Origin of the sequence: Rhodococcus sp. Q1, assembly GCF_004153645.1 — a bacterium.
Lineage (GTDB): Bacteria > Actinomycetota > Actinomycetes > Mycobacteriales > Mycobacteriaceae > Rhodococcus > Rhodococcus gordoniae.
Map to the genome: position 1 here is coordinate 249,675 of NZ_SDMJ01000005.1, position 23,894 is coordinate 273,568.

At 69.3% G+C, this 23,894-nt stretch carries 21 protein-coding genes and 1 riboswitch; of the genes, 4 read left to right on the forward strand and 17 right to left on the reverse strand.

What is annotated here, in order from left to right; all coding sequences use genetic code 11:
* Window position 1 precedes the first annotated feature (1 nt).
* The 7 genes from EQ874_RS16900 to thiO form a co-directional block, all read right to left on the reverse strand.
* The gene (locus EQ874_RS16900) at window positions 2-1,474 is read right to left on the reverse strand and encodes a M20/M25/M40 family metallo-hydrolase (RefSeq protein ID WP_207213562.1); all 1,473 of its coding nucleotides are present in this window, start codon (window positions 1,472-1,474) and stop codon (window positions 2-4) included.
* Between the two features lie 71 nt (window positions 1,475-1,545).
* Window positions 1,546-2,325 (reverse strand): ABC transporter permease, encoded by a 780-nt coding sequence (locus tag EQ874_RS16905; protein ID WP_016934408.1) that lies wholly within the window; start codon window positions 2,323-2,325, stop codon window positions 1,546-1,548.
* Window positions 2,325-3,254 carry an ABC transporter ATP-binding protein gene (locus EQ874_RS16910; RefSeq protein ID WP_064062783.1) on the reverse strand — a complete coding sequence of 310 codons (930 nt, stop codon included), beginning with the start codon at window positions 3,252-3,254 and terminating at the stop codon, window positions 2,325-2,327. The genes EQ874_RS16905 and EQ874_RS16910 overlap by 1 nt, the downstream gene beginning before the upstream one ends.
* Before the next feature lie 68 nt (window positions 3,255-3,322).
* Entirely contained in the window at window positions 3,323-3,856 is a 534-nt protein-coding gene (locus EQ874_RS16915) for a hypothetical protein (protein ID WP_228044642.1), read from the reverse strand.
* A 91-nt stretch (window positions 3,857-3,947) separates the two neighbouring features.
* The gene (locus EQ874_RS16920) at window positions 3,948-4,733 is read right to left on the reverse strand and encodes a thiazole synthase (RefSeq protein ID WP_129977489.1); all 786 of its coding nucleotides are present in this window, start codon (window positions 4,731-4,733) and stop codon (window positions 3,948-3,950) included.
* Window positions 4,726-4,941, reverse strand: a complete 216-nt coding sequence (gene thiS / locus EQ874_RS16925; protein ID WP_064062673.1) for a sulfur carrier protein ThiS — start codon at window positions 4,939-4,941, stop codon at window positions 4,726-4,728. Before thiS ends, EQ874_RS16920 begins: the two co-directional genes overlap by 8 nt.
* Window positions 4,938-6,002, reverse strand: coding sequence for a glycine oxidase ThiO (thiO, locus tag EQ874_RS16930; RefSeq protein WP_165369266.1), 1,065 nt, complete (start codon window positions 6,000-6,002; stop codon window positions 4,938-4,940). Before thiO ends, thiS begins: the two co-directional genes overlap by 4 nt.
* Window positions 5,999-6,111, reverse strand: a riboswitch (TPP riboswitch). It overlaps the preceding gene by 4 nt.
* A gap of 26 nt (window positions 6,112-6,137) precedes the next feature.
* Here thiO and thiE point away from each other — a divergent pair.
* Window positions 6,138-6,827, forward strand: a complete 690-nt coding sequence (gene thiE, locus EQ874_RS16935; RefSeq protein ID WP_129977490.1) for a thiamine phosphate synthase — start codon at window positions 6,138-6,140, stop codon at window positions 6,825-6,827.
* A gap of 19 nt (window positions 6,828-6,846) precedes the next feature.
* Here thiE and EQ874_RS16940 read toward each other — a convergent pair whose 3' ends face one another.
* A complete protein-coding gene (locus EQ874_RS16940; RefSeq protein WP_129977491.1) occupies window positions 6,847-7,701 on the reverse strand; it encodes an NUDIX hydrolase in 855 nt (284 codons plus the stop codon).
* Between the two features lie 180 nt (window positions 7,702-7,881).
* Between EQ874_RS16940 and EQ874_RS16945 the strand changes: the two genes are divergently transcribed.
* The 3 genes from EQ874_RS16945 to EQ874_RS16955 are packed head-to-tail and all read left to right on the forward strand — an operon-like array spanning window position 7,882 to window position 12,514.
* Entirely contained in the window at window positions 7,882-9,189 is a 1,308-nt protein-coding gene (locus EQ874_RS16945) for a hypothetical protein (RefSeq protein WP_242496786.1), read from the forward strand.
* Complete coding sequence (locus EQ874_RS16950; protein ID WP_084421404.1) at window positions 9,186-10,148, forward strand: glutamate ABC transporter substrate-binding protein; 963 nt, start codon at window positions 9,186-9,188, stop codon at window positions 10,146-10,148. Before EQ874_RS16945 ends, EQ874_RS16950 begins: the two co-directional genes overlap by 4 nt.
* A gap of 5 nt (window positions 10,149-10,153) precedes the next feature.
* Complete coding sequence (locus EQ874_RS16955) at window positions 10,154-12,514, forward strand: serine/threonine-protein kinase (RefSeq protein ID WP_207213563.1); 2,361 nt, start codon at window positions 10,154-10,156, stop codon at window positions 12,512-12,514.
* Window positions 12,515-12,520: 6 nt separating this feature from the next.
* Here the strand turns inward: EQ874_RS16955 and EQ874_RS16960 are convergent, their stop codons facing one another.
* The 9 genes from EQ874_RS16960 to EQ874_RS17000 all read right to left on the reverse strand — a co-directional run bounded on the left by EQ874_RS16960 (window position 12,521) and on the right by EQ874_RS17000 (window position 23,891).
* Window positions 12,521-13,735, reverse strand: coding sequence for an acetate kinase (locus EQ874_RS16960; protein WP_129977494.1), 1,215 nt, complete (start codon window positions 13,733-13,735; stop codon window positions 12,521-12,523).
* The gene (gene pta / locus EQ874_RS16965; protein WP_129977495.1) at window positions 13,732-15,816 is read right to left on the reverse strand and encodes a phosphate acetyltransferase; all 2,085 of its coding nucleotides are present in this window, start codon (window positions 15,814-15,816) and stop codon (window positions 13,732-13,734) included. The genes EQ874_RS16960 and pta overlap by 4 nt, the downstream gene beginning before the upstream one ends.
* Before the next feature lie 212 nt (window positions 15,817-16,028).
* Window positions 16,029-17,171, reverse strand: coding sequence for an LLM class flavin-dependent oxidoreductase (locus tag EQ874_RS16970; RefSeq protein ID WP_129977496.1), 1,143 nt, complete (start codon window positions 17,169-17,171; stop codon window positions 16,029-16,031).
* Entirely contained in the window at window positions 17,168-17,938 is a 771-nt protein-coding gene (locus EQ874_RS16975; RefSeq protein WP_129977497.1) for a DUF1684 domain-containing protein, read from the reverse strand. Before EQ874_RS16975 ends, EQ874_RS16970 begins: the two co-directional genes overlap by 4 nt.
* Window positions 17,935-19,305, reverse strand: a complete 1,371-nt coding sequence (locus EQ874_RS16980) for an NtaA/DmoA family FMN-dependent monooxygenase (protein WP_129977498.1) — start codon at window positions 19,303-19,305, stop codon at window positions 17,935-17,937. The genes EQ874_RS16975 and EQ874_RS16980 overlap by 4 nt, the downstream gene beginning before the upstream one ends.
* Before the next feature lie 13 nt (window positions 19,306-19,318).
* Window positions 19,319-20,410 carry an LLM class flavin-dependent oxidoreductase gene (locus EQ874_RS16985; protein ID WP_129977499.1) on the reverse strand — a complete coding sequence of 364 codons (1,092 nt, stop codon included), beginning with the start codon at window positions 20,408-20,410 and terminating at the stop codon, window positions 19,319-19,321.
* Window positions 20,400-21,995 (reverse strand): ABC transporter ATP-binding protein, encoded by a 1,596-nt coding sequence (locus EQ874_RS16990; protein ID WP_129977500.1) that lies wholly within the window; start codon window positions 21,993-21,995, stop codon window positions 20,400-20,402. Before EQ874_RS16990 ends, EQ874_RS16985 begins: the two co-directional genes overlap by 11 nt.
* The gene (locus EQ874_RS16995; RefSeq protein ID WP_165369271.1) at window positions 21,992-22,843 is read right to left on the reverse strand and encodes an ABC transporter permease; all 852 of its coding nucleotides are present in this window, start codon (window positions 22,841-22,843) and stop codon (window positions 21,992-21,994) included. The genes EQ874_RS16990 and EQ874_RS16995 overlap by 4 nt, the downstream gene beginning before the upstream one ends.
* 34 nt (window positions 22,844-22,877) lie before the next feature.
* Window positions 22,878-23,891 carry an ABC transporter permease gene (locus tag EQ874_RS17000; RefSeq protein WP_129977501.1) on the reverse strand — a complete coding sequence of 338 codons (1,014 nt, stop codon included), beginning with the start codon at window positions 23,889-23,891 and terminating at the stop codon, window positions 22,878-22,880.
* Window positions 23,892-23,894 lie beyond the last annotated feature (3 nt).

Genomic DNA, 23,894 nt, shown 5'->3' on the forward strand with positions numbered 1-23,894 from the left:
CTCACTCGGTGAACTCGGCGCGCACCTGTGCTCGCCGGTCGCCGGTGGGGACCCCGTCGGGTCCGTCGACCGAGTTCGCGTAGACGGCCGTGCCGTAGGCGACTGCGGCGGCCGCTGCCGCGAACGCGTCGCGGTCGATGCCGGCCAGGGTGTCCTCGGGGGTGTGATAGTTCGGGTCGAAGGGCTGGTCGGCGGTGCCACCCCACAGCTCGGCCTGCTCGGGGGTCTTGACGTCGTCGGCACCGGTGAACACCCCGCCCGCGGGGATACCGGAGGCGACGAACGGACCGTAATCGGAACGACCGTCGAAATCCGTTCCTCCGACGTCGATTCCGCGTTCGTCGAAGAACTGCGCGAAGGTCCGTTCGATCCCCGCCGAGCCCTCCGGCCCGGGTCCCTCGCCGACGGCATCGGAGTCGTCGCCGTCGAACACCAGATATCCGGCGTTGGGTGAGCCGAGCATGTCGAAGTTCAGGTACAGCGCGATGTCGAGTCGCTCCTCCTCGGACAGCGACTCGACGTACCTGGTGGAGCCCACCAGCCCGACCTCCTCGGCCCCCCAGAACGCGAACCGCACGGCGTTGGTCACTCCCGGTTCGCTGCCGAGCTGCAGCGCGGTTTCGAGGACGGCGGCGACGCCGGTGCCGTTGTCGTTGATCCCCGGCCCTTCGGGCACACTGTCGAGGTGCGCGCCGACGACGATCACGTCGTCGGTCGAGCCGGTGCGGGTCTGGGCGATCACATTGCGTGACTTCTGATCCTCGGTGCGGGTCTCGAGCGTCATCGTCACGGTGGTCGCGGCGGAGAGACGCTCCGCGTCGGCCCCGGCCACACCCCCGACCGGGATACGGGGGTTCGACTCCGCCCCGAGACCGGCGGCGTCGAGCGGGCCGTCCTCGTTGTTGGCGACGATCAGCGCGGCCGCTCCCCGGTCGGCGGCGACCTGCTCCTTCACGGCGAAGGTGCACACGCCGCGATCGACGATCACCACCGCGCCGGTCGCGTCGACCCCGTCGTAATCGGTGGGTTCGCACCCGGGGGTGCCGTCGGGGGCGATCCGCACGACGCGCGCGGTGAGTCCGTCCGGTCCCGTCGACGGCGACATGCCGAGTGCGCTCACCCCCGTCGGGTCCCCGTCGACGACGAGCTGCTCGTTCTCGACCGCGAACAGCGTCGAATCGAACTCCGGTGTCTGCACGTCGAATCCGGCGTCGCGCAGAGCTCCGGCGACGTAATCGACGCTCGCGTCGTAACCGGCGGTACCGAGCGCACGGTTGCCGTCGTTCTCGCCGGCGATGCGTTCGAGTTCCGTCAGGTGCGTCGTGACGGCGTCGAGTTGCACGGCGTCGGCGAGCGCCGCCGGATCCACGGGTGACGCCTCCACCTCCCCTTCCGAACATCCTGCCGTCAGGAGTACTCCGGCGGCGAGCAGAGCCGCTCCCCGTATGCCGTATCTCGCCCGCGCCCGCGCCATCGTCCGAGCGTACAAAAAAGCACTGCGCCGCACGGGGAATCCGTGCGGCGCAGTGCGGCGGTGCGGGAGTATCAGGCGTCGCGGCGGTTGACCACCACGAGCGACAGCGCGAATACCAGGAATGCGAAGGCCGCGAAGTATACGAGCGATCCCCATGGACCCCAATGGAATTCGATTCCCTGACCGATACCCAGGAAGTTGTTCGCGTTGGCGAACGGCAGGAACGGCTGGATCTCGCGGCCCACGGAACCGAACAGCGCGAACAACGACTCGAGGAGCAGCGGCCACAGCATGAGCAGTGCGATCGTGCCCGCCGACTGCCGCAACAGGGTGCCCACGCCGACCGCGAGGAAGACGCAGAGGAACGCGTAGATCGCGGTGCCGTAGACCGCACGCCACGCGGTGTCGCCGCTCAGGACGAGATCACGTCCCGCGTCGGGACCGGCCAGCACCTTCGCGAGGTAGAAGGCCCCGAACGAGACCGCGACCGTCAACAGCGCGCCCAGCACCCCGATGAGCAGGGCCTTCATCGTCAGGAGCAGAGTGCGGTTCGGGGTGGCCTGGAAGGTCGTGCGGATGACCCCGAAGCGGTACTCGCTCGTGACCGACAGCGCCGCGAGGATCATGAGTACCAGCACGCCGAAGCCGGTGACGCCGCTGACCGCGACATCCACGGTCGGATAGAACTGCCCCATCTCGTCGTCCATCCCCACCGACGCGCGGGAGACCGAACCGAGGATCGCGGCGAGCCCCAGCCCGAGGGCGACGATGACGACGGTGCACCACAGCGGCGACTGCACCGACGTGAGCTTGATCCGTTCGGCCCGCAGTGTATCGAGCGCCGTACTCATCACAGTCCACCCTTCATGACGTCGTCGACTCCGGATCCGTGGTATTCGACCTCGCCACCGGTGAGTTTCATGAACGCTTCCTCGAGGGACGCGTGTCGTCCCGCGAGTTCGTGCAGCACGATCGACCGGGCCGCGGCGAGTTCGCCGATCTCCGCCGCCGGAGCTCCCGAGACGTGCAGGGCGCCGTCGTCCTCCCGGACGGTGTGCCCGCGTTCGGCGAGCGCGGTGCGCAGCTCGCCGAGCTGCGGGCTGCGCACCACCACGAACGAGTCGGACGCCCGGTCGACGAACTCCTTCACCGAGGTGTCGGCGATGAGCCGGCCGCGGCCGATGACGATGAGATGTTCGGCGGTCTGAGCCATCTCGGAGAGAAGGTGGCTGGACACGAGCACCGTGCGGCCTTCTGCGGCGAGCGCCTGCATGAACCGCCGGATCCATACGATGCCCTCGGGGTCGAGGCCGTTGACCGGTTCGTCGAACAGCAGCACGCGCGGGTTGCCGAGCAGCGCGGCGGCGAGACCGAGGCGCTGCGACATCCCGAGCGAGAAACCACCGGCACGCTTGCCCGCGACCTCGGTCAGTCCCACCTGGCGCAACACCTCGTCGACGCGGGAGGCGGGCAGGCCGTTCGACGCGGCCAGCCAGGCGAGATGGGACCGCGCCGATCGGTTGGGATGCACCCACTTCGCGTCGAGCAGCGCCCCGACGGTGGTGAGCGGCCGCGTCAGCTCCTGGTACGGCTTCCCTTCGATCAGTGCGGTTCCCGAGGTCGGCCGGTCCAGTCCCAGGATCATGCGCATCGTGGTGGACTTCCCCGCCCCGTTGGGGCCGAGGAAGCCGGTGACGATGCCGGGACGGACCGTGAACGTCAGGTCGTCGACCGCGGTCGTGGACCCGAAGGTCTTGGTCAAGCCGGTCACTTCGATCATGCGCACCACCCTACGTGCGGCTCCGGCGAGCGCATCCGATCACACTCCCCGGAGCCGCACGCGGTGCGTCAGGGGACGAAGACCTCGGTGGTGACCGGGATGCTCGGTCGCTCGGTACGCATCGTCAGGGCGACGCGGCCGGGCCCGGGGAACACGTGCATGAACAACGGCCGGGTGCTCGTGTGGAAGGCCGGCACGAAGCGGGTCTCCGTACCGTGGGCACCGGTGTCGAGGTTGTGCCAGTCGAAAGCGACGGTGACGTCGCAGTTCAGGATGCTCGGCGTCCACTCGCCGAGAAGCGAGTAGCCCTGCGTGATCCGCAGTTCGATCCCGTGGGTGGCACCCGGCGCCGAGGAGTACTCGTAGAGCGGGCCGTCGAAGGCGGTTCCACCGGCGCGCACGATGCCGGCGCAGATGCCGTCGCCCAATGTCAGCACGGGTGGCGTGGACAACTCCGTCGTCGCGCACGACCTCGGTCCGGTGTTCGACCAGCCCATCTGACACGGTTCCTGGGCGCCCGCGACACCCGGCGCCGCGACGGCGACGACAGTGCCCATGAGCCCGGCAGCGGCGGCAGCGAGAATTCTGTGTGCAACTGTCATGCCCGGGGATCGTACAGACCGATCGGTAACCCGTCGCGCAATAATCGGAAAACCCCTGAACACCAAGGTGCTCAGGGGTTTCCCGTACCGGTCACGGCTCCATCGGCGAAGATGCCTGGGCCCAGAAGCGTTTCGGGATCCGGCCGGCGTGCCGGGCACGGAATCCCGCTTCGACGGCGTGCCGCATCGCGGCGGCCATCAGCGCGGGATCCTTCGCGCGGGTGACGGCGGTGGCGAGCAGGACTGCGTCGCACCCGAGTTCCATCGCGAGCGCGGCGTCGGAGGCGGTTCCGATCCCCGCGTCGAGGATCACCGGCACGCCCGCGGCCTCGACGATCATCTCGATGTGGTGCGGGTTCGAGATACCGAGGCCGGTGCCGATCGGCGAGCCGAGCGGCATCACCGCGGCGCATCCGACATCCTCGAGTCGCCGGGCGAGGACCGGGTCGTCGGTCGTGTACGGCAGGACGACGAACCCGTCGTCGACGAGTTGCTCGGCCGCCGAGACGAGTTCGATGGCGTCGGGCAGCAGTGTCCGTTCGTCGGCGATGACCTCGAGTTTCACCCAGTCGGTCTCCAATGCCTCCCGGCCGAGTTGCGCGGTCAGCACCGCTTCCTTCGCACCACGGCAACCGGCGGTGTTCGGCAGCGGTTCGATACCGAGGCGACGCAGCAGATCGAGGACACCCGTTCCGGAGGCCGCGTCGACGCGGCGCATCGCGACGGTGGTGAGCTCGGTGCCCGACGCGACGAGCGCCTCCTCGAGCACGGCCAGGTTCGCCGCACCACCGGTACCGGTGATCAGCCGCGAGCCGAAGGTGCGGCCGGCGATGGTCAGCTCCGGCAGATCTGCGCCGGGATCGCGTGTGTCAGCCACCTTGGACCGCCGTGAGGATCTCGATGCTCGCACCCCGGGGCACCGGCTCCGACCATCGTCCTCGCGGGCACACGACACCGTCGACGGCGACCGCGATTCCCTTCTCGGGCAGACCGAGCTCGTTCAGCAGCTGCGCCACCGTCGGCGCCGCGTCGTAGTACTTGTCCTCACCGTTGACGGTGATGCCCACGGACACCTCGTTCGTCATCCCACACTCGCTTCCGTAATTCGTCGGGGACAGGCGTATTTCGCATCGGCCAGCGACCGCCCGCCGAGTTCGGCGAGCACCGCGTCGACGGTGAGGGGCGTGAGCAGCACACCGTTGCGACCGTGCCCGGTCGCGGCGACGACACGATCGGAGACCCGGCCGATCAGCGGCAGGTTGTCGGGCGTCATCGGGCGCAGGCCCGCGCTCGCCTCGAGCAGCTCGTACTCGCCGAGCGCCGGAAAGATGATCTCGGCATCGGCGATCAGATCGCGCACACCCGCCACCGTGACCTGCGTGTCGGACGCCTCGTACTGCGTCGCCCCCACCACGAGACCGTCGTGGCGCGGAACCAGGTAGGCGGGACGCCCGTGGACACTCGCGCGCACGGTGCGTTGCGGCGGCGGGGTCGCGCCCGGCCGCACCCGCAGGCGCAGGATCTCGCCCTTGACCGGGCGGACCGGAAGGTCCGGCCACAGACGTGCCGAGGCCACCCCGGCCGCGAGCACCACCTGGTCGTCCGGCAGGTCGGCCGGGTCGTGCACGGCGGCGTCCGAGAAACGCACTCCGGCGCCGGTCGCCGCGACGCGCAGGGCGTCGACGAGCGCACGGTTGTCGACCGACGACTCGGTGGGGGCGAGGAGTCCGAGACGGACCTTCGGACCGAGGGACGGCTCGAACTCCCGGATCTCGGCGCGGGAGAGCAGCCGCATCTCGTGCCCCTGCTCCCCCACCCATTCGGCGACGGTCCGCAGGTCGGCCGCATCGGCCGCATCGAGCGCGACGGTCAGGGACGCCTGGGCGGTGAACACATCGACGCCGGTCTCCGTGCGCAGCGCCTCCGCGAAGCCGGGCCAGCGGTCGAGGGAGGCCGCTCCCAGGGACAGGACGTGGTCTTCACCGGGCCAGCCCTCGGACAGCGGTGCCAGCATTCCTCCGGCCACCCACGAGGCTCCGCTACCAGGATTCGGGTCGTGCACGGTCACGATGTGTCCCGCGCGGGCCGCGCGCCATGCGATCGACAGCCCGATCACTCCGCCACCCACGACGGCCACAGTTGCCATTGGTCCACCTCACTCCCTGCGCCGGCATGATCCGGGTCAGGTCATAACGGTCGGGGCCGGCAGGCCCCCTCTCAGCCCCGCGATCCCCGGGACTCCCGTGTCGTCACTTTCGCTCTAGAGGCTACCGTCTTGTCCGTGACCACCTATCGCGGCAACCATCCCGACCCGCGCGGCCGACTCGCCACCGCCCGGCTGTACCTGTGCACCGACGCCCGCCGGGACACCGGCGACCTCGCACGGTTCGTCGAGGAGGCCCTCGCCGGTGGGGTCGACATCGTCCAGTTGCGCGACAAGGACTCGGCCGGCGAGAAGAAGTTCGGACGGCTCGAGGCACGCGACGAACTCGCGGCCCTCGAGATCATCGGCGAGGCGTGTGCACGCCACGGAGCACTCCTCGCCGTCAACGATCGCGCCGACATCGCGCTCGCAGCGGGCGCCGACATCCTGCATCTCGGTCAGGGCGACCTGCCGGTGCGGCACGCGCGGCAGATCCTCGGCGACGAGATCGTCATCGGCCGGTCGACGTCGAGCCGGGCGCAGGCCGCGCTCGCCGACATCGAGGAGGGCGTCGACTACTTCGCGTCCGGACCGGTGTGGGACACCCCGACCAAGCCGGGCCGTACCGCGGCGGGGCTGGAGGTGACGCGCGAGGTCGCGCAGTCGCAGCCGGCACGACCGTGGTTCGCGATCGGCGGCATCGACCTCGAACGGCTCCCCGAGGTGCTCGACGCCGGTGCCACGCGGGTCGCGGTGGTCCGGGCGATCACGAAGGCAGACGATCCGCGGGCCGCCGCGGCTGCACTGAAAGCGGCTCTGCCGGTCTGAAGACCGGTACGGCAGGGCGCTACAGCCAGCCCAGCACGGCCGAGGGCGACATCGCGAGCGTGCCCTCGGGCAACCGCGCGCGCAGACCGCGATCCGCAGTGACCACGACCGTCACTCCCGGGTCCACCACGGCCGTCGCGGTCGCGGCGAGCCGGGCCAGTTCGTCGTCGCCGCTGCCGTCCGCGGTGTGCACCGGGATCCGGACGTCGTCGATCGTCGCGGCGCGGGCGTGGCCTTCGAGGACCGCCTCGACGCGGGGCACCCAGCCGAACGACCCGTCGGGAAACTCGACGGTGCGGGGCAGCGCCGCGGCGAGGTCGGCGAGCAGGGCGGCGGTCGCACCGGGGCGGTCGCGCCACCACCCGGTGGGGCCACCGGCCCCCAGCACGTTCGCCGTGTCGAGCAGCATGCGCACCGGCGCGGTGCGCAGCGACGGCCATGCCTCGGCGAAACCGCTGTGCAGCGGCATCGTCTCGACGTCCGGTTCCGGCACCCAGCGCAGTTCGGTGCTCTCCTGGTTGAGGCTGGTCACGAGCGTCTCGGCGGCATCGGCGACGACGGTGGTGTAGGTCCACCCACCGGCGAGACCGGAGGTGACGCGTTCGGCACGCACCGTCACCGCCTCGACGTCGATACCCGCCTCTTCGTGCGCTTCCCGCACGGCTGCGTCGACGGTGCTCTCGTGCGAGTCGCGGGCACCACCGGGAAGGGCCCAGGTCCCACCTTGGTGCGACCATGCCGCCCGATGCTGCAGGAGTACCGCGGGCCGACCGTCCGCCAGCGGAGCGCGCAGCAGCAGGCCTGCGGCGCCGTGCCGTCCCCAGCGCTTCCCGCCGTCCGGGCCGGCCGCCCAGCCGTCGCCGTCTCCACGCATAACGTCCGCCTCTCCGATCCGCCTCGCCCGGGCCTGTGCCCGGTACCGGATCCCGCCGTCCGTGGACGGCAACAATACCGCCGGGCTGCTTATATGCTCCCCTCAGACCGCTCGACACGAGGAAGGGAGTGCCCGGTGGACGTGCGGATCACCCCTCCTTTCGCTCCCATCGGGAGCCACGTGCGCGAGACTGCCGGTACGGACGATCCGGACGCCCGTGTCGATCGCTTCCGCGCCCTGCTGCGATCGACCCCGGTCCGGTTGCTGATACTCGGGGCGGTGCTCACCGTGTTGCTCGTGGCCTCGGCCGCGGTGTCCGCGACCACCGTGTCCGGCCGGCAGGCCACCCACGACCGTCTCCTCGTGTCCGTCGAACCGCTCGCGAGCGCGGCCCAGAATCTCTACAGCGCGCTCTCGGTGGCCGACGCGGCCGCCGTGACGGGGTTCATCTCGGGCGGGCTCGAACCGGAGGCGGTGCGGAGTCGCTATATCAGGGCCACCGACGAGGCGGCGGAGTATCTCGTCATCGCTGCGACGGGGCTGACGGACGCCGACCGCGAGACGGCGCACAACCTCACCGAGATCGGGCGCTTGCTGCCCGTCTACACCGGGCTGATCGAGACGGCCCGCACCAACAATCGCACCGGGCATCCGGTCGGTTCCGCCTATCTGGGTGAGGCCTCGCATCTGATGCAGACCGAACTGCTCCCGGCCGCACAGGAACTGCACACGCGCGGTGTCGCTGCCGTCGAGGACACCCAGCGCGACGCGGTACGACCGCCCTGGCTCGCCATCGGACTGCTCCTCGTCACGGTCGCCGCGCTGTGCGCGGCGCACGTCGTGGTGAGCCGCCGCAGTCGTCGCACCTTGAATCCCGGGCTCATCGTCGCGATCGGCGCGACCGGGGCGCTGCTGGGCTGGCTGCTCGTCGCCGGCCTGGCGTCGTCGAGCGCCACCGAACGCGCCATCGAGCGGGGCGCGGCACCGCTCGCCGATCTCACCGAGGGACGGATCCTCGCCCAGCAGTCGCGCACCGCCGAAACCCTGCTGATCGCCCGGCGCGACACCACCGGCGCGTACGACGACACCTTCGGGACCAACATGTCGCGACTCGGCGACATCCTCGACGTGTACGGACGCGAGTCCGCCCTGGAGGCGGGCGCCGACGCGGTCACGGCGGCCCGGTCGGCGCACGAAGCCTGGATCAACTCGCACGCACGCATGGTCGACGCACTCGCGCGCGGTGACTACGCGGCTGCCTCGGTCCTCGCGGTCGGGGCGGGTCCCGGCGAATCCACCGCCCGGTTCGTCGCCCTCGACGAAGCCTTGACGGAAGCGATCGACGGCACCCGCACCGAACTGCGCGACAACGAGTTCCGCGCGTCGCGGACCCTCGCCGGCCTCACACCGATGTCGGTGATCCTGCTGACGGTGGCGCTCGTCGGAGTGTGGGTCGGTCTCCGGCCACGGTTGAAGGAGTACCAGTGAGACAGCGCGTTCTCGTCGCGGGCCTGTGCGTCGTCGCCGCACTCGCCGCCGGGTGCGCGACCGAGCCCCCACCGCGCGCGCCCGGTCTCCAGGGGTCGACGACGTCCGTCCCGCTTCCCGAGAACGCGCGGCTGCTCGAGTCCTCGGTGGCCACGCCGCCCGCTCCCGACTGCGGTGATCCCACCGCATCCCTGCCACCTGATCCGGGCGTGACCGGACCTGCGATCGATCGGATCCGGGCGCGCGGCCGACTGGTCGTCGGACTCGACACGGGCAGCAATCTCATGAGCTACCGCGATCCCGCGACGGGACGGATCACGGGCTTCGACGTCGACATCGCCCGCGAGATCGCCCGCGACCTCCTGGGCGACCCCGACCTCGTCGACTACCGCATCCTGAGCTCGGCAGAACGCGAGAAGGCGCTGCAGGATTCGACCGTCGACATCGTCGCGAAGACGATGAGCATCACGTGTGCCCGACGCGAGAAGGTGGATTTCTCGACGGAGTACTTCCGCGCGCAACAACGAGTACTCGTCGTCAAGGGTTCCGACATCCGCACCGCCGCCGATCTCGCCGGGCGGCGCGTGTGCATCGTGGACGGCACCACCTCGCTGCTCCGGATGCGGGAGGTGCAGCCGTCGGCGTCGATCCTCACCGTGCCGTCGTGGGCGGACTGCCTCGTCGTCCTCCAGCAACAGCAGGTCGACGCCGTGAGCACCGACGACACCATCCTCGCCGGCCTCGCCTCGCAGGACCCCTATCTCGAACTCGTCGGTCCCTCCCTGGGATCCGAGCCGTACGGTATCGGGATCCGGCTGGGGAGCGACGATCTCGTACGGTTCGTCAACGCGACCCTCGAGCGGATCCGTTCCGACGGTACGTGGACGGCGCTGTACGAGAAGTACCTGCGGGTGCTCGGTCCGACACCGCCACCCCCGACACCGAACTACCGGGAGTGACGGCCATGTCCGACGAACCCGAACCGGCCGGCACCCCGTCGGCCGATTCCGGGCCCGCCACCGAACGGGCTGCGGACTCCGGACCGGCCACCGCACCGGCGACCGGGGATATCGGCCCCGCCACCGAACGCGGTCCCGCAGCCGAACGCAGCCCCGCCCCCGTGACGCGGTCCGACTCCACCCAGCGGTCCTCGATCTGGTCCGGTTCGTCCTCGCAACGCTCGTCGAGCCGTCGCGTGCGCCCGCGCGGAACCCAGCGTCGTCGCATCGCCGGCCTCGTCGACGTACCGGTCCCCACCGCGAAGGACCCCCTCGAGGCAGTGCTCCGCGACCCCCACGTGTCCGAGGGCAAACGGTTCTGCTCGAAGTGCGGACAGCCGGTGGGCCGCAGTACCCCTTCGGGTCCGGGGCCCACCGAGGGTGACTGCCCGAAGTGCGGCACCCATTTCGAGTTCACGCCGGCCCTGCACCACGGCGATCTCGTCGCAGGGCAGTACGAGGTCCAGGGCTGCCTCGCGCACGGCGGACTGGGGTGGATCTACCTGGCGATCGACCGCAACGTGAGCGACCGCTGGGTGGTCCTCAAGGGCCTGCTGCAGGGCGGCGACGCCGAAGCCCAGGCGGTCGCGGTGGCCGAACGTCAGTTCCTGGCCGAGGTCAGCCATCCGAGCATCGTGCAGATCTACAACTTCGTCGAGCATCCCTCGCCGGACGGCACCCCGATGGGATACATCGTCATGGAGTACCTGGGTGGTCACACCCTGCGTACCGTGCTCGACAACTATCCTCCACCGAACCGCATCCCCGTCGAGCAGGCCATCGCATACATGCTCGAAGTGCTTCCGGCACTGCAGTATCTGCACGACATCGGGCTGGTCTACAACGACCTCAAACCCGAGAACATCATGGTCACCGACGAGCAGATCGAACTCATCGACCTCGGCGCGGTCTCCGCGATCGAGGGATACGGCTATCTGTACGGGACGCCGGGATATCAGGCACCGGAGATCGTCCGGACCGGGCCGACGGTGGCGAGCGACATCTACACGGTCGGACGCACCCTCGCGGTGCTCACCCTCGAGATGCCGTCGGACAAGGGACGTTACCGCGACGGTCTCCCCACTCCCGAGCAGGCGCCCCTGCTCGCCGAGTTCGACTCCTTCCACCGACTGCTGCTGCGGGCCACGAATCCCGACCCCCGGCAGCGTTTCTCGTCGGCCGACGAACTGCGGGGACAGCTCACGGGCGTGCTGCGCGAGATCCTGTCGAAGAAGCTCGGCACCGAACACCCCGGCCTGTCCGGTGTGTTCAGTCCGCCCCGGACCACTTTCGGTACCGATGAGGCGCTCGTGCCCACCGATGTGTACGCCGACGGAATCGAACGCGACGCCAAACTGCAGGGCCAGGATGTCGCGGCCGCGCTGCCCGTCCCCCTGCTCGATCCGAACGATCCGAGTGCTGCACTCCTCGCCGCCGCGGTGCACAGCGAACCGCAGCAGACCCTCGACTCCCTCCGGCACGCGCGGGAGAACGGTGTCGGACGGGTTGTGGGAGCATCCGACGTGTCGTTCTCCAGGGAGATCACATTGGCCGAAGTCCGCGCGTATCTCGATCTCGGGCAGGTCGACAGCGCCGTCGAGATCCTCACCCGCCTCGAACGCGAATTCGGCGACGACTGGCGCATGGACTGGTACGCCGGCATCGCCGAACTGCTGCAGGACGACTACGAGGCAGCGTTCGCGCGGTTCGACAAGGTGTTGCAGGCCCTCCCGGGCGAGATCGCCCCGAAGATCGCGCTCGGGGCCACCGCCGAACTGACGCTCCAGCATTGGGAGAGCGACGATCCGGCCGCGTGGCGACGTTTCTGCGAGGAGTCCTATCGGGTGGTGTGGCGCACCGATCACGCCGTCGTCAGCGCCGCCTTCGGACTTGCACGCCAACTCACCGCCCGCGACGAGATCCGCGCCGCCGTGGACGTTCTCGACGAGGTTCCGATGACCTCCCGGCATCACAGCGCCGCGACGATGACCGCCGCACTGGTCCTGTTGCGGGGCGGTCGTGTCGAGGAGATCTCGGAGGCCGATCTGCGCGAGGCCGCGCACCGGATCGCGTCGCTGCCACCCGACGAGGGCCGCGCCCTGCAGATGCGCGCACTCGTGCTCGGGGCGGCGCTCGAATGGGTGCGCAGCGGGCGGGCGTCGAGTCGCGAATACGACCGCATCCTCGACGTGCCGTTCACCGAGAAGGGACTCCGCCTGGGCGCCGAGGCGGCGTTGCGGCAGCTGGCGCGCAACGCCCCCTCCCGCACGCACCGCTACACACTCGTCGATCTCGCGAATGCGATCCGGCCGCGTAGCTTGACCTGACCAGGATCAGCGTCGAGCGAACTGCACTGCGGCCCGGGCGATGGCGAGCTCCTCGTTCGTGGGGATCACGAGCACCTCCACGTGGGACGAGTCGGCCGAGATCCGGCGTTCCCCGTCCCCGTCGGCAGTGTTGCGGGCGTCGTCGACGACGATGCCGAGGCGGTCGAGACCGGCGAGACTGTCGCGCCGGACATCGACGTTGTTCTCCCCCACACCACCGGTGAAGACGATCGCGTCGACACCTCCCAGCTCGAAGGTGTAGGCACCCAGGTACTTCCGGATGCGGTGCACGTAGACGTCGTACGCGAGTCGCGCGTCCTCGTCGCCTTCGCCGACGAGCTTCAACAGGGCCCGGAAGTCGTTGACACCCGACAGTCCCTTCAGGCCCGAGTGCCGGTTGAGCAGGTCGTCGATGGCGTCGACCTTCAGTCCGGCCGCCCGGTTGAGGTGCATGACGACGCCCGGGTCGATGTCGCCGCTGCGCGTACCCATGACGAGACCTTCGAGCGGGGTCAGCCCCATCGAGGTGTCGATCGGGTTCCCGCCCGCGATCGCCGATGCCGACGCACCGTTGCCCAGGTGGAGCACGATCAGATTCAGCTCCGCGATGTCGCGTCCCAGGAACTCCGCGGCACGCCCCGACACGTATTCGTGCGACGTGCCGTGGAATCCGTACCGCCGGATGTCGTACTTGCGGGCGACGTCGCGGTCGATCGCGTAGGTCGACGCATGCGCCGGAAGACCGTGGAAGAAGGCGGTGTCGAAGACACCCACATGGGGCACCTCGGGAAGCTCCTCCCGGGCGACCTCCATCCCCACGACGTTCGCCGGATTGTGGAGGGGCGCGAGGACCGACAGTTCGTCGACGGCGCGCACCACGTCGTCGTCGATGAGGGTGGGTTCGTAGAAGACCTTGCCGCCGTGTACGAGCCGATGGCCGACCGCGACGATGCCCACCTCGTGCAGGGGCCGGCCGAGCCCTTCGAGCATCTCGAGCATCGCACGCAGTCCGGTCCGGTGGTCGGGGATCGCGTCGTTACGTTCGTCCACACCCGTCGTGTGGTGGAAGACGATCCTGCCCTCCGGCTCTCCGATGCGCTCGATCAGTCCGTGTGCCGGTGAGTTCCCGCTCTCCGGCTCGATCAGCCGGAACTTGATCGACGAGGATCCCGAATTGAGGACCAGGACGGTCCCTGCGGTCGCGGGGTTCGGGCTGCTCACGCGTCTTCCTCCTGCGCCTGGATCGCGGTGATGGCGATGGTGTTGACGATGTCCTGGATCAGGGCGCCTCGGGACAGATCGTTGACCGGTTTGTTCAGGCCCTGCAGGACGGGCCCGACGGCGATGGCACCGGCACTGCGCTGCACGGCCTTGTAGGTATTGTTGCCGGTGTTCAGGTCCGGGAAGATGAACACCGTGGCGCGACCGGCGACGTCGGAGCCGGGGAGTTTCGCGCTCGCGACCGTCGGTTCGATCGCCGCGTCGTACTGGATCGGTCCCTCGACGAGCAGGTCGGGTCGCCGCTCCCGCACGAATGCCGTGGCGGTGCGGACCTTGTCGACATCGGCACCCGAACCCGATTCGCCGGTGGAGTACGACAACATCGCGATCCGGGGATCGATCCCGAACCGGGCCGCGGTCGCGGCCGACGAGATCGCGATGTCGGCGAGCTGGTCGTCGGTCGGGTCGGGAACGACGGCGCAGTCGCCGTAGGCGAGCACACGGTCGGCGAGGCACATGAGGAAGATGCTCGACACCGTCGAGACGCCGGGTTCGGTCTTGATGATCTCGAGTGCGGGGCGGATCGTGTGGGCGGTGGTGTGCGCCGCACCCGACACCATGCCGTCGGCCAGACCCAGATGTACCATCATCGTGCCGAAATACGAGATGTCACGCATGATCTCGCGTGCGCGATCGACGGTCATCCCCTTGTGGGCACGCAACCGCGCGTACTCCTCAGCGAAACGGTCGGCGTGCTCGGAGGTGCGCGGATCGAGGATCTGCGCGTCCGACAGGTCCACGCCGAGTTCCGACGCCCGCTGGCGCACGGCCGCCTCGTCGCCGAGGATCGTCAGCTTCGCGATGCCGCGCTGGAGCACACGTCCTGCCGCCCGGAGGACACGGTCGTCCTCGCCCTCGGGCAGCACGATGTGGCGCTGCTGCGTCCGCGCCCGGTCGATGAGCTGGTATTCGAACATCTGCGGGGTGGTCACGGACGGACGCGGCAGTCGCAGCCGGTCGAGCAGGGCGCGGGAATCGACGTGCCGTTCCATCAGCGCGAGCGCCGTGTCGATCTTGCGTTGCGCACCGAGTGCCATGCGACCGCGGGTGCGGTCGGCGGCCGAGGCGGTGTCGAAGGTGCCGAGGTCGGTGGTCAGGATCGGCAACGACGGCTTCAGCGCGGCGACGAGCTGCGCGATCATCGGGTGCGGCAGCAGACCACCGTTCATGATGATGCCTGCCAGCGTCGGAAATCCTTCGGCGGCATTGGCATTGACGAGTGCGAGAATGACGTCGGAGCGGTCGGCGGGTGCGATCACGACGATGCCGTCGGTGATCCGCTCGAGGATCCGCTCGGCGGTCATACCACCGACCATGATGCGCAGCGCTTCACGCTGCAGCAGGTCGGGGTCGCCGCTGTAGAGATCCCCGTCGATCGCGGCCTGCAGTTCCGCCATCGTCGGCGCGACCAGCGCGGGAACCTCCGGGAGCGTCCACACCGGTTCGGTGCGGTCGCCGAGCGCCTTCGCGATGTCGTCGAGGGCGTCGGGATCGCAGCGGTTGACCACGACCGCACCGAGATGCGCGTGCTGCCCGGCGAGTTCGTTCGCGCAGACCCCCGCGAGCTGGGCCACCTCGGCAGGCGTGCGCCGGGCGCCACGCAGGACGAGCAGCACCGGAGCGTCGAGGTTCGCCGCGATACGAGCGTTGTACGACAACTCGCTGGGATTGGCGATCTCGGTGTAGTCACTGCCGACGATGACGACGGCGTCGCAGCGGTCGGCCACCGCGTGGTACTTGCCGACGATGTCGCTGAGCGCTGCGTCGGGGTCGTCGTGGACGTCGTCGTAGGTGACGCCGATACAGTCCTCGTAACCGAGGTCGACGGTGGTGTGTTCGAGCAGCAGTTCGAGGATGTAGTCGGTGTCGCTGTCGGAGCGCGCGATGGGCCGGAAGACACCGACGCGGGCGGTGGACGCGCACAGCGTCTGCAACACGCCCAGAGCGACGGTCGATTTCCCCGTGTCCCCTTCCGGAGCTGCGATGTAGATGCTCGAGACGGACCCTGCAGCAGCACTCATGGATCCCACCCTAACGGCAAACTTTGCTCCGTCCGATGTGCCCGCGCATATGCCCGGCCGGAGGTGCCCGGCCGGGCATATGGCGCCGGAGATGACGGTGAGCATCACGCTGCGCCATGCTGCTCGGCGAGCACCCCCAGCTCGACCGACTCGTGCGGGCCGAACTGCTCCGCCGCCGGGAAAGCACACACAACCTCCCCCTCGCCGGACGATCAGGCGGCGCGGACCCGCGCCAATCCCCATTCGTGGGCCAGGAGTTCGTAGGAACGCAGACGGTCCTCGTGGCCGTGCGTAACCGAGGTGACGACGAGTTCGTCGGCGTCCGTCACTCGGCGGAGAGTGTCGAGGCGCTCCGCCACCGTGCTCGGCGACCCCACGAACTGGGTAACGATGCGGTCGTCGACGAGGGTACGCTCCTCGGCGGTCAGTGGCGGGGTGGTGTCCGGATTCGGGTACGGGATCGCACCGCGACCCACACGGATGCTGTGTGCCCAGTGCCCGTAGGTCGATGCCAGTTCGCGCGCGGTGGCGTCGTCGTCCGCGACGACCGCGTCGGCCGAGACCACGACGTACGGCTCCGACAGGATCGACGACGGACGGAACGCCGCCCGGTACGCCTCGACCGCTTCGACGGTCGTTCCCGGGCTGACGTGGTAGTTCGCACCGAACGGCAGGCCCAGGCGACCCGCAAGTTCCGCCGACGGTCCGGCGCTCGACCCGAACACCCACAGCTCGAGGTCGGCGCCCTCTCCCGGGCCGGCGTGCAGGTCAATTCCGTCCGGCGTCGTGTAGGTGCCGTTCAGGAAGGCGAGGATGTCCTCGACCTGCCGTGAGAAGTCGGGCGACTCGGCGCCGGGTTGCTGCAGGACACCGAAACTCGCGGCGAGACGCGAGGACGACAGCAACTTCGCCGCCGAGAAGGGCGGCGGAATGATCAGCCCGTCGCGGATCTCCGTCGCCCGCGGAGCAGGTTCGGGAGCGGCCGCACCAGCCAGCGCCTCCGCCCGTCGCTGACCCGACCTGCCGAGACCGAGATCGATGCGTCCCGGGTACAGGGCGTCGAGGGTGCCGAAGGATTCGACGACGCCGATCGCCGTGTTGTGCCCGAGCTGGACCGCGGCGGCACCGACTCGGATGGTGTGGGTTGCGGCGGCGATCGCACCGATGAGCACGTCGGGCGCGGACGAAGCGACGGCGACGAAGTGGTGCTCGGCGACCCAGTACCTCGTGTACCCCCATGCTTCGACGTGGCGCGCCAGGTCGAGGGTGTTACGCAGCGCTTCCGGGACCGAGGACCCCTCGCTGACCGGTGAAAGATCCAGCACGGACAACGGAACCGGATTCACGGCGTTCACAACGACTCCCGGACACGGGGATCGCGTTCACCGGATTCGACGGCGAACGGAAGTCGGTTCTGCGATGGCGCGAGCGGGCACGTCGCCGCGTCGGTGAACGCGCACGGCAGGTTCGCCGCGCGCGTGAAGTCGAGTGCGACGGCGCCGTCGGTGGCCGGCCTACCGACCTGCAGGATCCGCGCCGCCGGATAAGTGGTCACCCCGCTCGTCGCATCGGTGAACAACACGCGCAGCGGGCCCCCGGCTCCCCCGAAGGCGACGAGTTCGTGTTCGGCTCCGTCGTAGTCGAAGCGGATGACCCCGGCTGCGGGATGGTGGTGCTCGAGTCCGTCGACGACCGCGCCCGTCGTCACGACCTGCTGTTCGTCGAACGCCTCGAACCGGCCGGTCAGCACCCAGGACGGGTCGGGTTCGTAGGCCGGGACGCCGGTGAACGACGCGAGCGCCGGTGCGGTGCGGTCGTGGATGCGGATCCCGAATCGTCCGGTGCGCTGGATGACCTCGACGAAACCGCAGTCGAACTCCGCTTCGAGGCCCGGCGCACCCTCGACCGGCTCGTAGGTGGTGGTCTCACCGTCGAGTTCATGGATCACCGACCCGCCGTCGACGTGCCACCGACCCGGCGCCTCGCCGAAGAAGGTGGGGGTTTCGTCCAGCCAGTAGAGGGCGGTGAGACTCAGCCAACCGAGCGGTTGCCGCAAGCCGTCGTTGCGGTCGGCATGCCACCGCCGCCAATCGTCGACGAACGTATCGAATGTTGCTGTCATGACGCCCGGGCTCCTTCGGTGACGGTGTGGGGGTCGCGCAGGCCGAGGTGGCCGCGCAGAGTGGTGCTGTCGTATTCGGTGCGGAAGCTGCCGCGTTCCTGCAGCAGCGGGACGACCGTGTCGACGAATTCGTCGAGGCCGCCGGGAGTGAGGTGCGGGACGAGGATGAACCCGTCGCCGGCGTCGGTCTGGACGTAGAGGTCGATCTCGTCGGCGACCTGCTGCGGCGTTCCGATGAACTGCTGGCGCGCGGTGACCTCGACGACCAGTTCCCGGATGCTCAGTTCCTCCGCCTCGGCCCTCTCCTTCCACTGCCGGGCGACGGCGAACGGATCCTTCGCGTGCCGTACGCGGCCGCGGGTGATCGTGACGTTGTCCTCGGGATCGATGTCGGGTAACGGACCATCGGGGTCGTACGACGAAAGGTCCTTACCCCAGATCTGTTCGAGGAAGGCGATGGCCGTCTGTGGCCCGACCTGCTGCAGGCGGATGTGCCGGGCGCGCTCGTGGGCGTCCTCGGAGGTGTCTCCGAGGACGAAGGTCGCGGCGGGCAGGATCTTCAGCTCGTCCCAGCTGCGGCCGTACTTCGCGAGGCGGTTCTTGACGTCGGTGTAGAAGGCGCGACCTTCCTCGAGGGTGCCGTGCCGGCTGAAGATGGCGTCGGCCTTGGCGGCACCGAACTCACGGCCCTCGTCGGAGTCACCGGCCTGCAACAGGACCGGGTGCCCCTGGGGGCTGCGCGGCACCTCGAAGCGACCCGCGATGTCGAACTGGGTGGTGTGGATGTCGAACGACGCGATGTCGCCGTCGGGAGCGAAGACTCCGGCCTCGCGGTCGATCACGGGTCCGCGGGCGGACCAGCCGTCCCACAGCTCCCGCACCACGTCGACCACCTCGGAGGCACGGACGTACCGCTGCGAGTGCTCGAGGAATCCGCCGCGACGGAAGTTCTCTCCGGTGAACGCATCCGACGAGGTGACGAGGTTCCATGCGGCGCGACCGTCCGAGAGGTGGTCGAGGGTCGCGAACTGCTTGGCCAGTTCGTACGGCTCGTTGAAAGTGGTGTTGATGGTGCCGGCCAGGCCGAGGTGGGTGGTGGCACCGGCGAGGGCCTCGAGCACCGTGAGGGTGTCGGGGCGTCCCACGACGTCGAGGTCGTGGATGCGGCCGCGGTGCTCGCGGAGCCGGAGTCCTTCGGCGAGGAAGAAGAAGTCGAACTTACCGCGTTCGGCGGTGCGGGCGAGATGCAGGAACGACGAGAAGTCGATCTGGCTCTTCGACTCGGGGTCGGCCCACACCGTGGTGTTGTTGACGCCGGGGAAGTGCGCGGCGAGATGGATCTGCTTGCGAACAGTGTTGCGGGACACGATGATCGTTCCTTCAGTGAGCAGCCGCGAAGCGGTTGGCGGGACGGGACAGACCGAGGCGGTCGCGGAGGGTTCCGGTGGCAGGCGCGACCTCGGGGCGGACGACGGGCAGCACGTCCTCGACGAGCCGGCCGAGGGTGGACGGCAGTGCGAGCGGCCGCAGGGTCACCCCGTCCACACCTGCCACGTCGTCGAGCAGTTCGATCAGACTCTCGGACGCACCGACGTGGACGAGCGTGTCGGAGCGGTAGGGCTGCCCGGCCCACGTCTCGAGTCGCGCGAGCTCCTCGGCGGCGTCGTCGCCGAGCAGGACGTCGAGGTCGAGCAACACGAAGATCTGCCGACCTTTCGCCGCCGCCCGGAGGCGGCCTGCAAGTTCGGATGCTGCGGACAGGTCGGTGGCGCGGATACGCACGAGATCCGCTCGCTGCGCGGCGAACCCGAAGGACTCGTCACCGGTCACCGTCGCCGCGACCAGCGGTTGCCCCTGCGGGGACCGCGGCACGATCGACGAGCCCTTGACGGAGAAGTACTCGCCGACGAAGTCGATGTAGTGGACCTTGTCGCGATCGATGAAGCGGCCGGTGGCGACATCGCGGATCTCGGCGTCGTCCTCCCAGCTGTCCCACAGCCGCACCGCGACTTCGGCGGCCTCGTGCGCTTCGGCCCACAGCGACGCGGTGTCCTGCTCGTCCTTGCGGCCGAACAACTCCACGACGCCCGGCGTCACCGCGACCTCCCATCCGGCGCGACCGAGCGTGGTGTGGTCGATCGTCTGGATCGCCTTGGCGACGTGGAACGGTTCGGTGTGGGTGACGGTGGCCGTGGGGATCAGACCGATGCGCGTGGTTGCGGTGGTCAGGCGCGCCGCCAGGCCGACGGCTTCGAGGCGGCCCTGCACCGTGGTCGCGCCCGAGACGACGCCGAAGGTGTCGGAGAAGAACGCCAAGTCGACGCCGGCGCGGTCGGCGGCACCGACGAGGTCGGCCCAGTAGCGGGGGGTGAACAGTTCCTCGGCGCACGAATCGTCACGTCGCCAGGACGAGGGGTGTAGGCCGGTGCCGGCGAAGTCGACGGCCAGCAACAATTCTGAACTATCGGACATGGTGGACCTTCCCGGGGATGGCCTCGAGCAACGTCTGCGTGTACTCGTGTTGGGGGTTGTCGAGAATTTCTGCGGTGGGGCCGTATTCGACGACCCGACCGGCGCGCATCACGGCGACGGTGTCGCTGATCTGCCGGACGACGGCGAGGTCGTGCGAGATGAACAGGTAACTGATTCCGAGTTCGGCCTGCAGCGAGGTGAGCAGGTCGAGGATCTGCGCCTGGACCGACACGTCGAGCGCCGAGACGGGTTCGTCGAGGACGAGCAGTTCGGGGTTCAGGGCGATGGCCCGTGCGATGGCCACGCGTTGCCGTTGCCCACCGGACAGTTCGGCGGGTCTGCGGTCCAGATGTGCCGTCGACAACGCCACCTGGTCGAGGAGGCAGGCGACGTGCTCGGCACGTTCGGCTCTCGTGCCGACACCGAACGCCTCGAGAGGTTCGGCGACGATGTCGCGGATCCTCAGTTTCGGGTCGAGCGAGGCGTAGGGATTCTGGTGCACGATCTGCACCCGGCGTCGCAGCGCCCGCAGGGCGCGGCCACCGAGCGCCGTGATGTCGTCACCATCGAACCGGACCGATCCGGAGGTCGGGGTCTCGAGCCGGATCGCGATGCGCGAGACCGTGGACTTTCCCGAACCCGACTCCCCCACGAGCGAGAGAGTGCCGCCGCGGGGTACGTCGAAGGACACATCCCGCACGGCGTGCAGCGAGGACTTCCGGTCGATGCGGAAGGTCTTCGACACCGTCGACACCGACAGGATCGGCGCAGCCTCTTTCGGCGCGGGCCGCACGACCGGTTCCGCGAGGCTCGGCGCGGCCGCGATGAGCGAGCGCGTGTACTCGTGTTGCGGGTCGGTGAGGACCTGCGCCGCCGGTCCGGTCTCGACGACCCGTCCGCCCTGCATGACGACGATGCGGTCGGCGCGATCCGCCGCGACACCCAGGTCGTGGGTGATGAGCAGGACAGCGGTGCCGGTCTCGGCGATCCGCGCCTCGAGGTGGTCGAGGATGCGGCGCTGAACGGTCACGTCGAGCGCGCTGGTCGGTTCGTCGGCGATGACGAGGTCGGGTCGGCAGGCGAGGGCGATACCGATGAGCACCCGCTGCCGCTGACCGCCGGACAGTTCCTGCGGGTACTGCTTCGCACGCAGCTGCGGGTCGTCGAGCCCGGCCTCTTCGAGGATGCGCAGCGCCTCGATCCGCGCGGTGCGCCGGTCGGCGAGACCGTGGATGCGCAGCACCTCGGCGATCTGGTCGCCGATACGGATGACGGGATTGAGGGAGATCGTCGGGTCCTGCGGAACGAATCCGATCCGGGCGCCGCGGATGCGTTCGAACGCGCGCTCGGACAGGTCGTTCAGCGATGTGCCGTCGAAGGTCACCGACCCGGCCGTGACGCGACCGGCTCCGGCGAGCAACCCGATGATCGCGTGCGCCGTCGTGGACTTGCCCGACCCCGACTCGCCGACCACCGCGACGACCTCGCCGCGACCGACGGTGAGATCGACACCGTTCACCGCGACCACCGGCTCGCGCGACGATTCGTAGGCGACCTGCAGGTCGCGCACTTCGAGGAGGCTCATCGTGCGCTCCTGTCCTCGATGGCGTGGCCGACGCGGTGGGCCGAGAGCACAACGGCGACGATGACCAGGCCCGGCAGGGTCGTCATCCACCAGGCCGCGGCGAGATAGTTGCGGCCCTCCGAGATCAACGACCCCCATTCGGGTGTCGGTGGCACGGCACCGAAACCGAGGAAGCTCAGTGACGACACGGCCAGCACGGCCATACCGAATTCGACGGCGGCCAGGGCCGCGACGGGCGCGTACGAGTTGCGCAACACGTGCCGGCGCAGCACGGTGTGCCACCGGGCACCGCACGCGAACGCGGCTTCGACATAGAGCGCCTTGCGTACCCGCAGCACTTCCGACCGCATGACGCGTGCGAAGTTCGCCACGAGGCTCACACCGACGGCGATCGCGACGTTCATCGTGCCGAAGCCGAGAGCGGTGACCAGGGCGAGGGACAACAGCAGCGCGGGGATGGACAGCAGAACGTCGACGAGGCGCATGAGTGCCGCGTCGAGGGCACCGCCGACCGCGCCGGACAGCAACCCGATCAGCGAACCGACCACGAGGGCGATCCCGACCGCGACGAGCGTCGCGGTGAGCGACAGGCCGGCTCCGTGCACGACGCGCGTGTACACGTCGCGACCGAGATTGTCGGTGCCGAACCAGTGCGCGACGCTCGGCCCCTGCAACTTCTCGGCGGGTACGCCCTGCAGGGGGTCGCCCGACGCGAAGACCGACGGGACCAGCGCGAAGCCCACCGCGAGGAGCAACACGATCGACGAGACGACGAGCACCGCATTGCGTCGCACCGCCGTCGCAATGGATGTGATCCGAATTCTTCTGCGCGAGCTCGGTTCCGGCAACGACGTCGCCGGTATCGCTTCGCGGACGAGGGTGTCAGACACGTGCCTCGACCTCCAGGAGAGTGTCGTCGTGGGTCGGGTCGTCCTCCGTCGACGCGGCTGCACCACCGCGGTCGATGCCGTGGGTGATCCGCGGGTCGATGAAGGGGTAGAGCAGGTCGACGGCGAGGTTGACGAGCACGAAGACGGTCGCGGAGAACACGACGATGCCCAGCACCACCGGGATGTCCTGCGCCATCACCGACATCTGGGTCAGGCGTCCGACACCGCCGCGAGAGAAGACGGTCTCGACCACCACGGATCCCGCGAGCAGGTTGCCGACGATGACGCCGGCGATCGTGAAGGCGGGGATGCTCGACAGCTTCAGTGCGTGACGCGTCTGGATGCGCAGGCGGGACGCGCCTTTCGCGCGTGCCGCCTCGATGAACGGCTGCCGCCACGTCGTCTGCAGGCTGGTCGCGAGGACCTGGGCGATCACCGCACCGGTGGGCAGTGCCAGGGTGATCGCGGGCAGGATCACGTGCTCGATGCCCTGGTCCCCGAACGCCGGGAACAGCCGCAGCCGGAACGAGAAGAGCTGTAACAGGATCAGGCCCACCCAGAAGGTCGGGACGGCCACCCCCAGCGGGGGAAGCGAGAACAGCAGGCCGCGGAGCCAGTGCGTTCGCGTGTAGGTCGCGAGGAAGGCGACCGCCGTGCCGAACACCAGGGCGAACACCAGGGCGGTGCCCGCCAGGACGAGGGTGCTCGGCAGGGCGGCGGCAATTGCGTCGGTCACCTGCTGTCCGGTGGAGATGGACATGCCGAAGTCACCTCGGACCGCGTTGCTCAGCGCGTTCCAGTACTGCACCGCGACGGGCTGGTCGAGTCCGTACCGCGCCTGGAGCTGTTCGATCGCGGCGGCGTCGACCGGTGTTCCGGCATCGGCACCGGCGGCGATGGAGACCGGATCGGAGGGCAGCAGGAACAGGACCGCGAACGACACCGTGAACGCCGCCCACAGCACCCCCACGGCCTGGAGCACACGGAAACCGAGATAGCGCAGCATGAT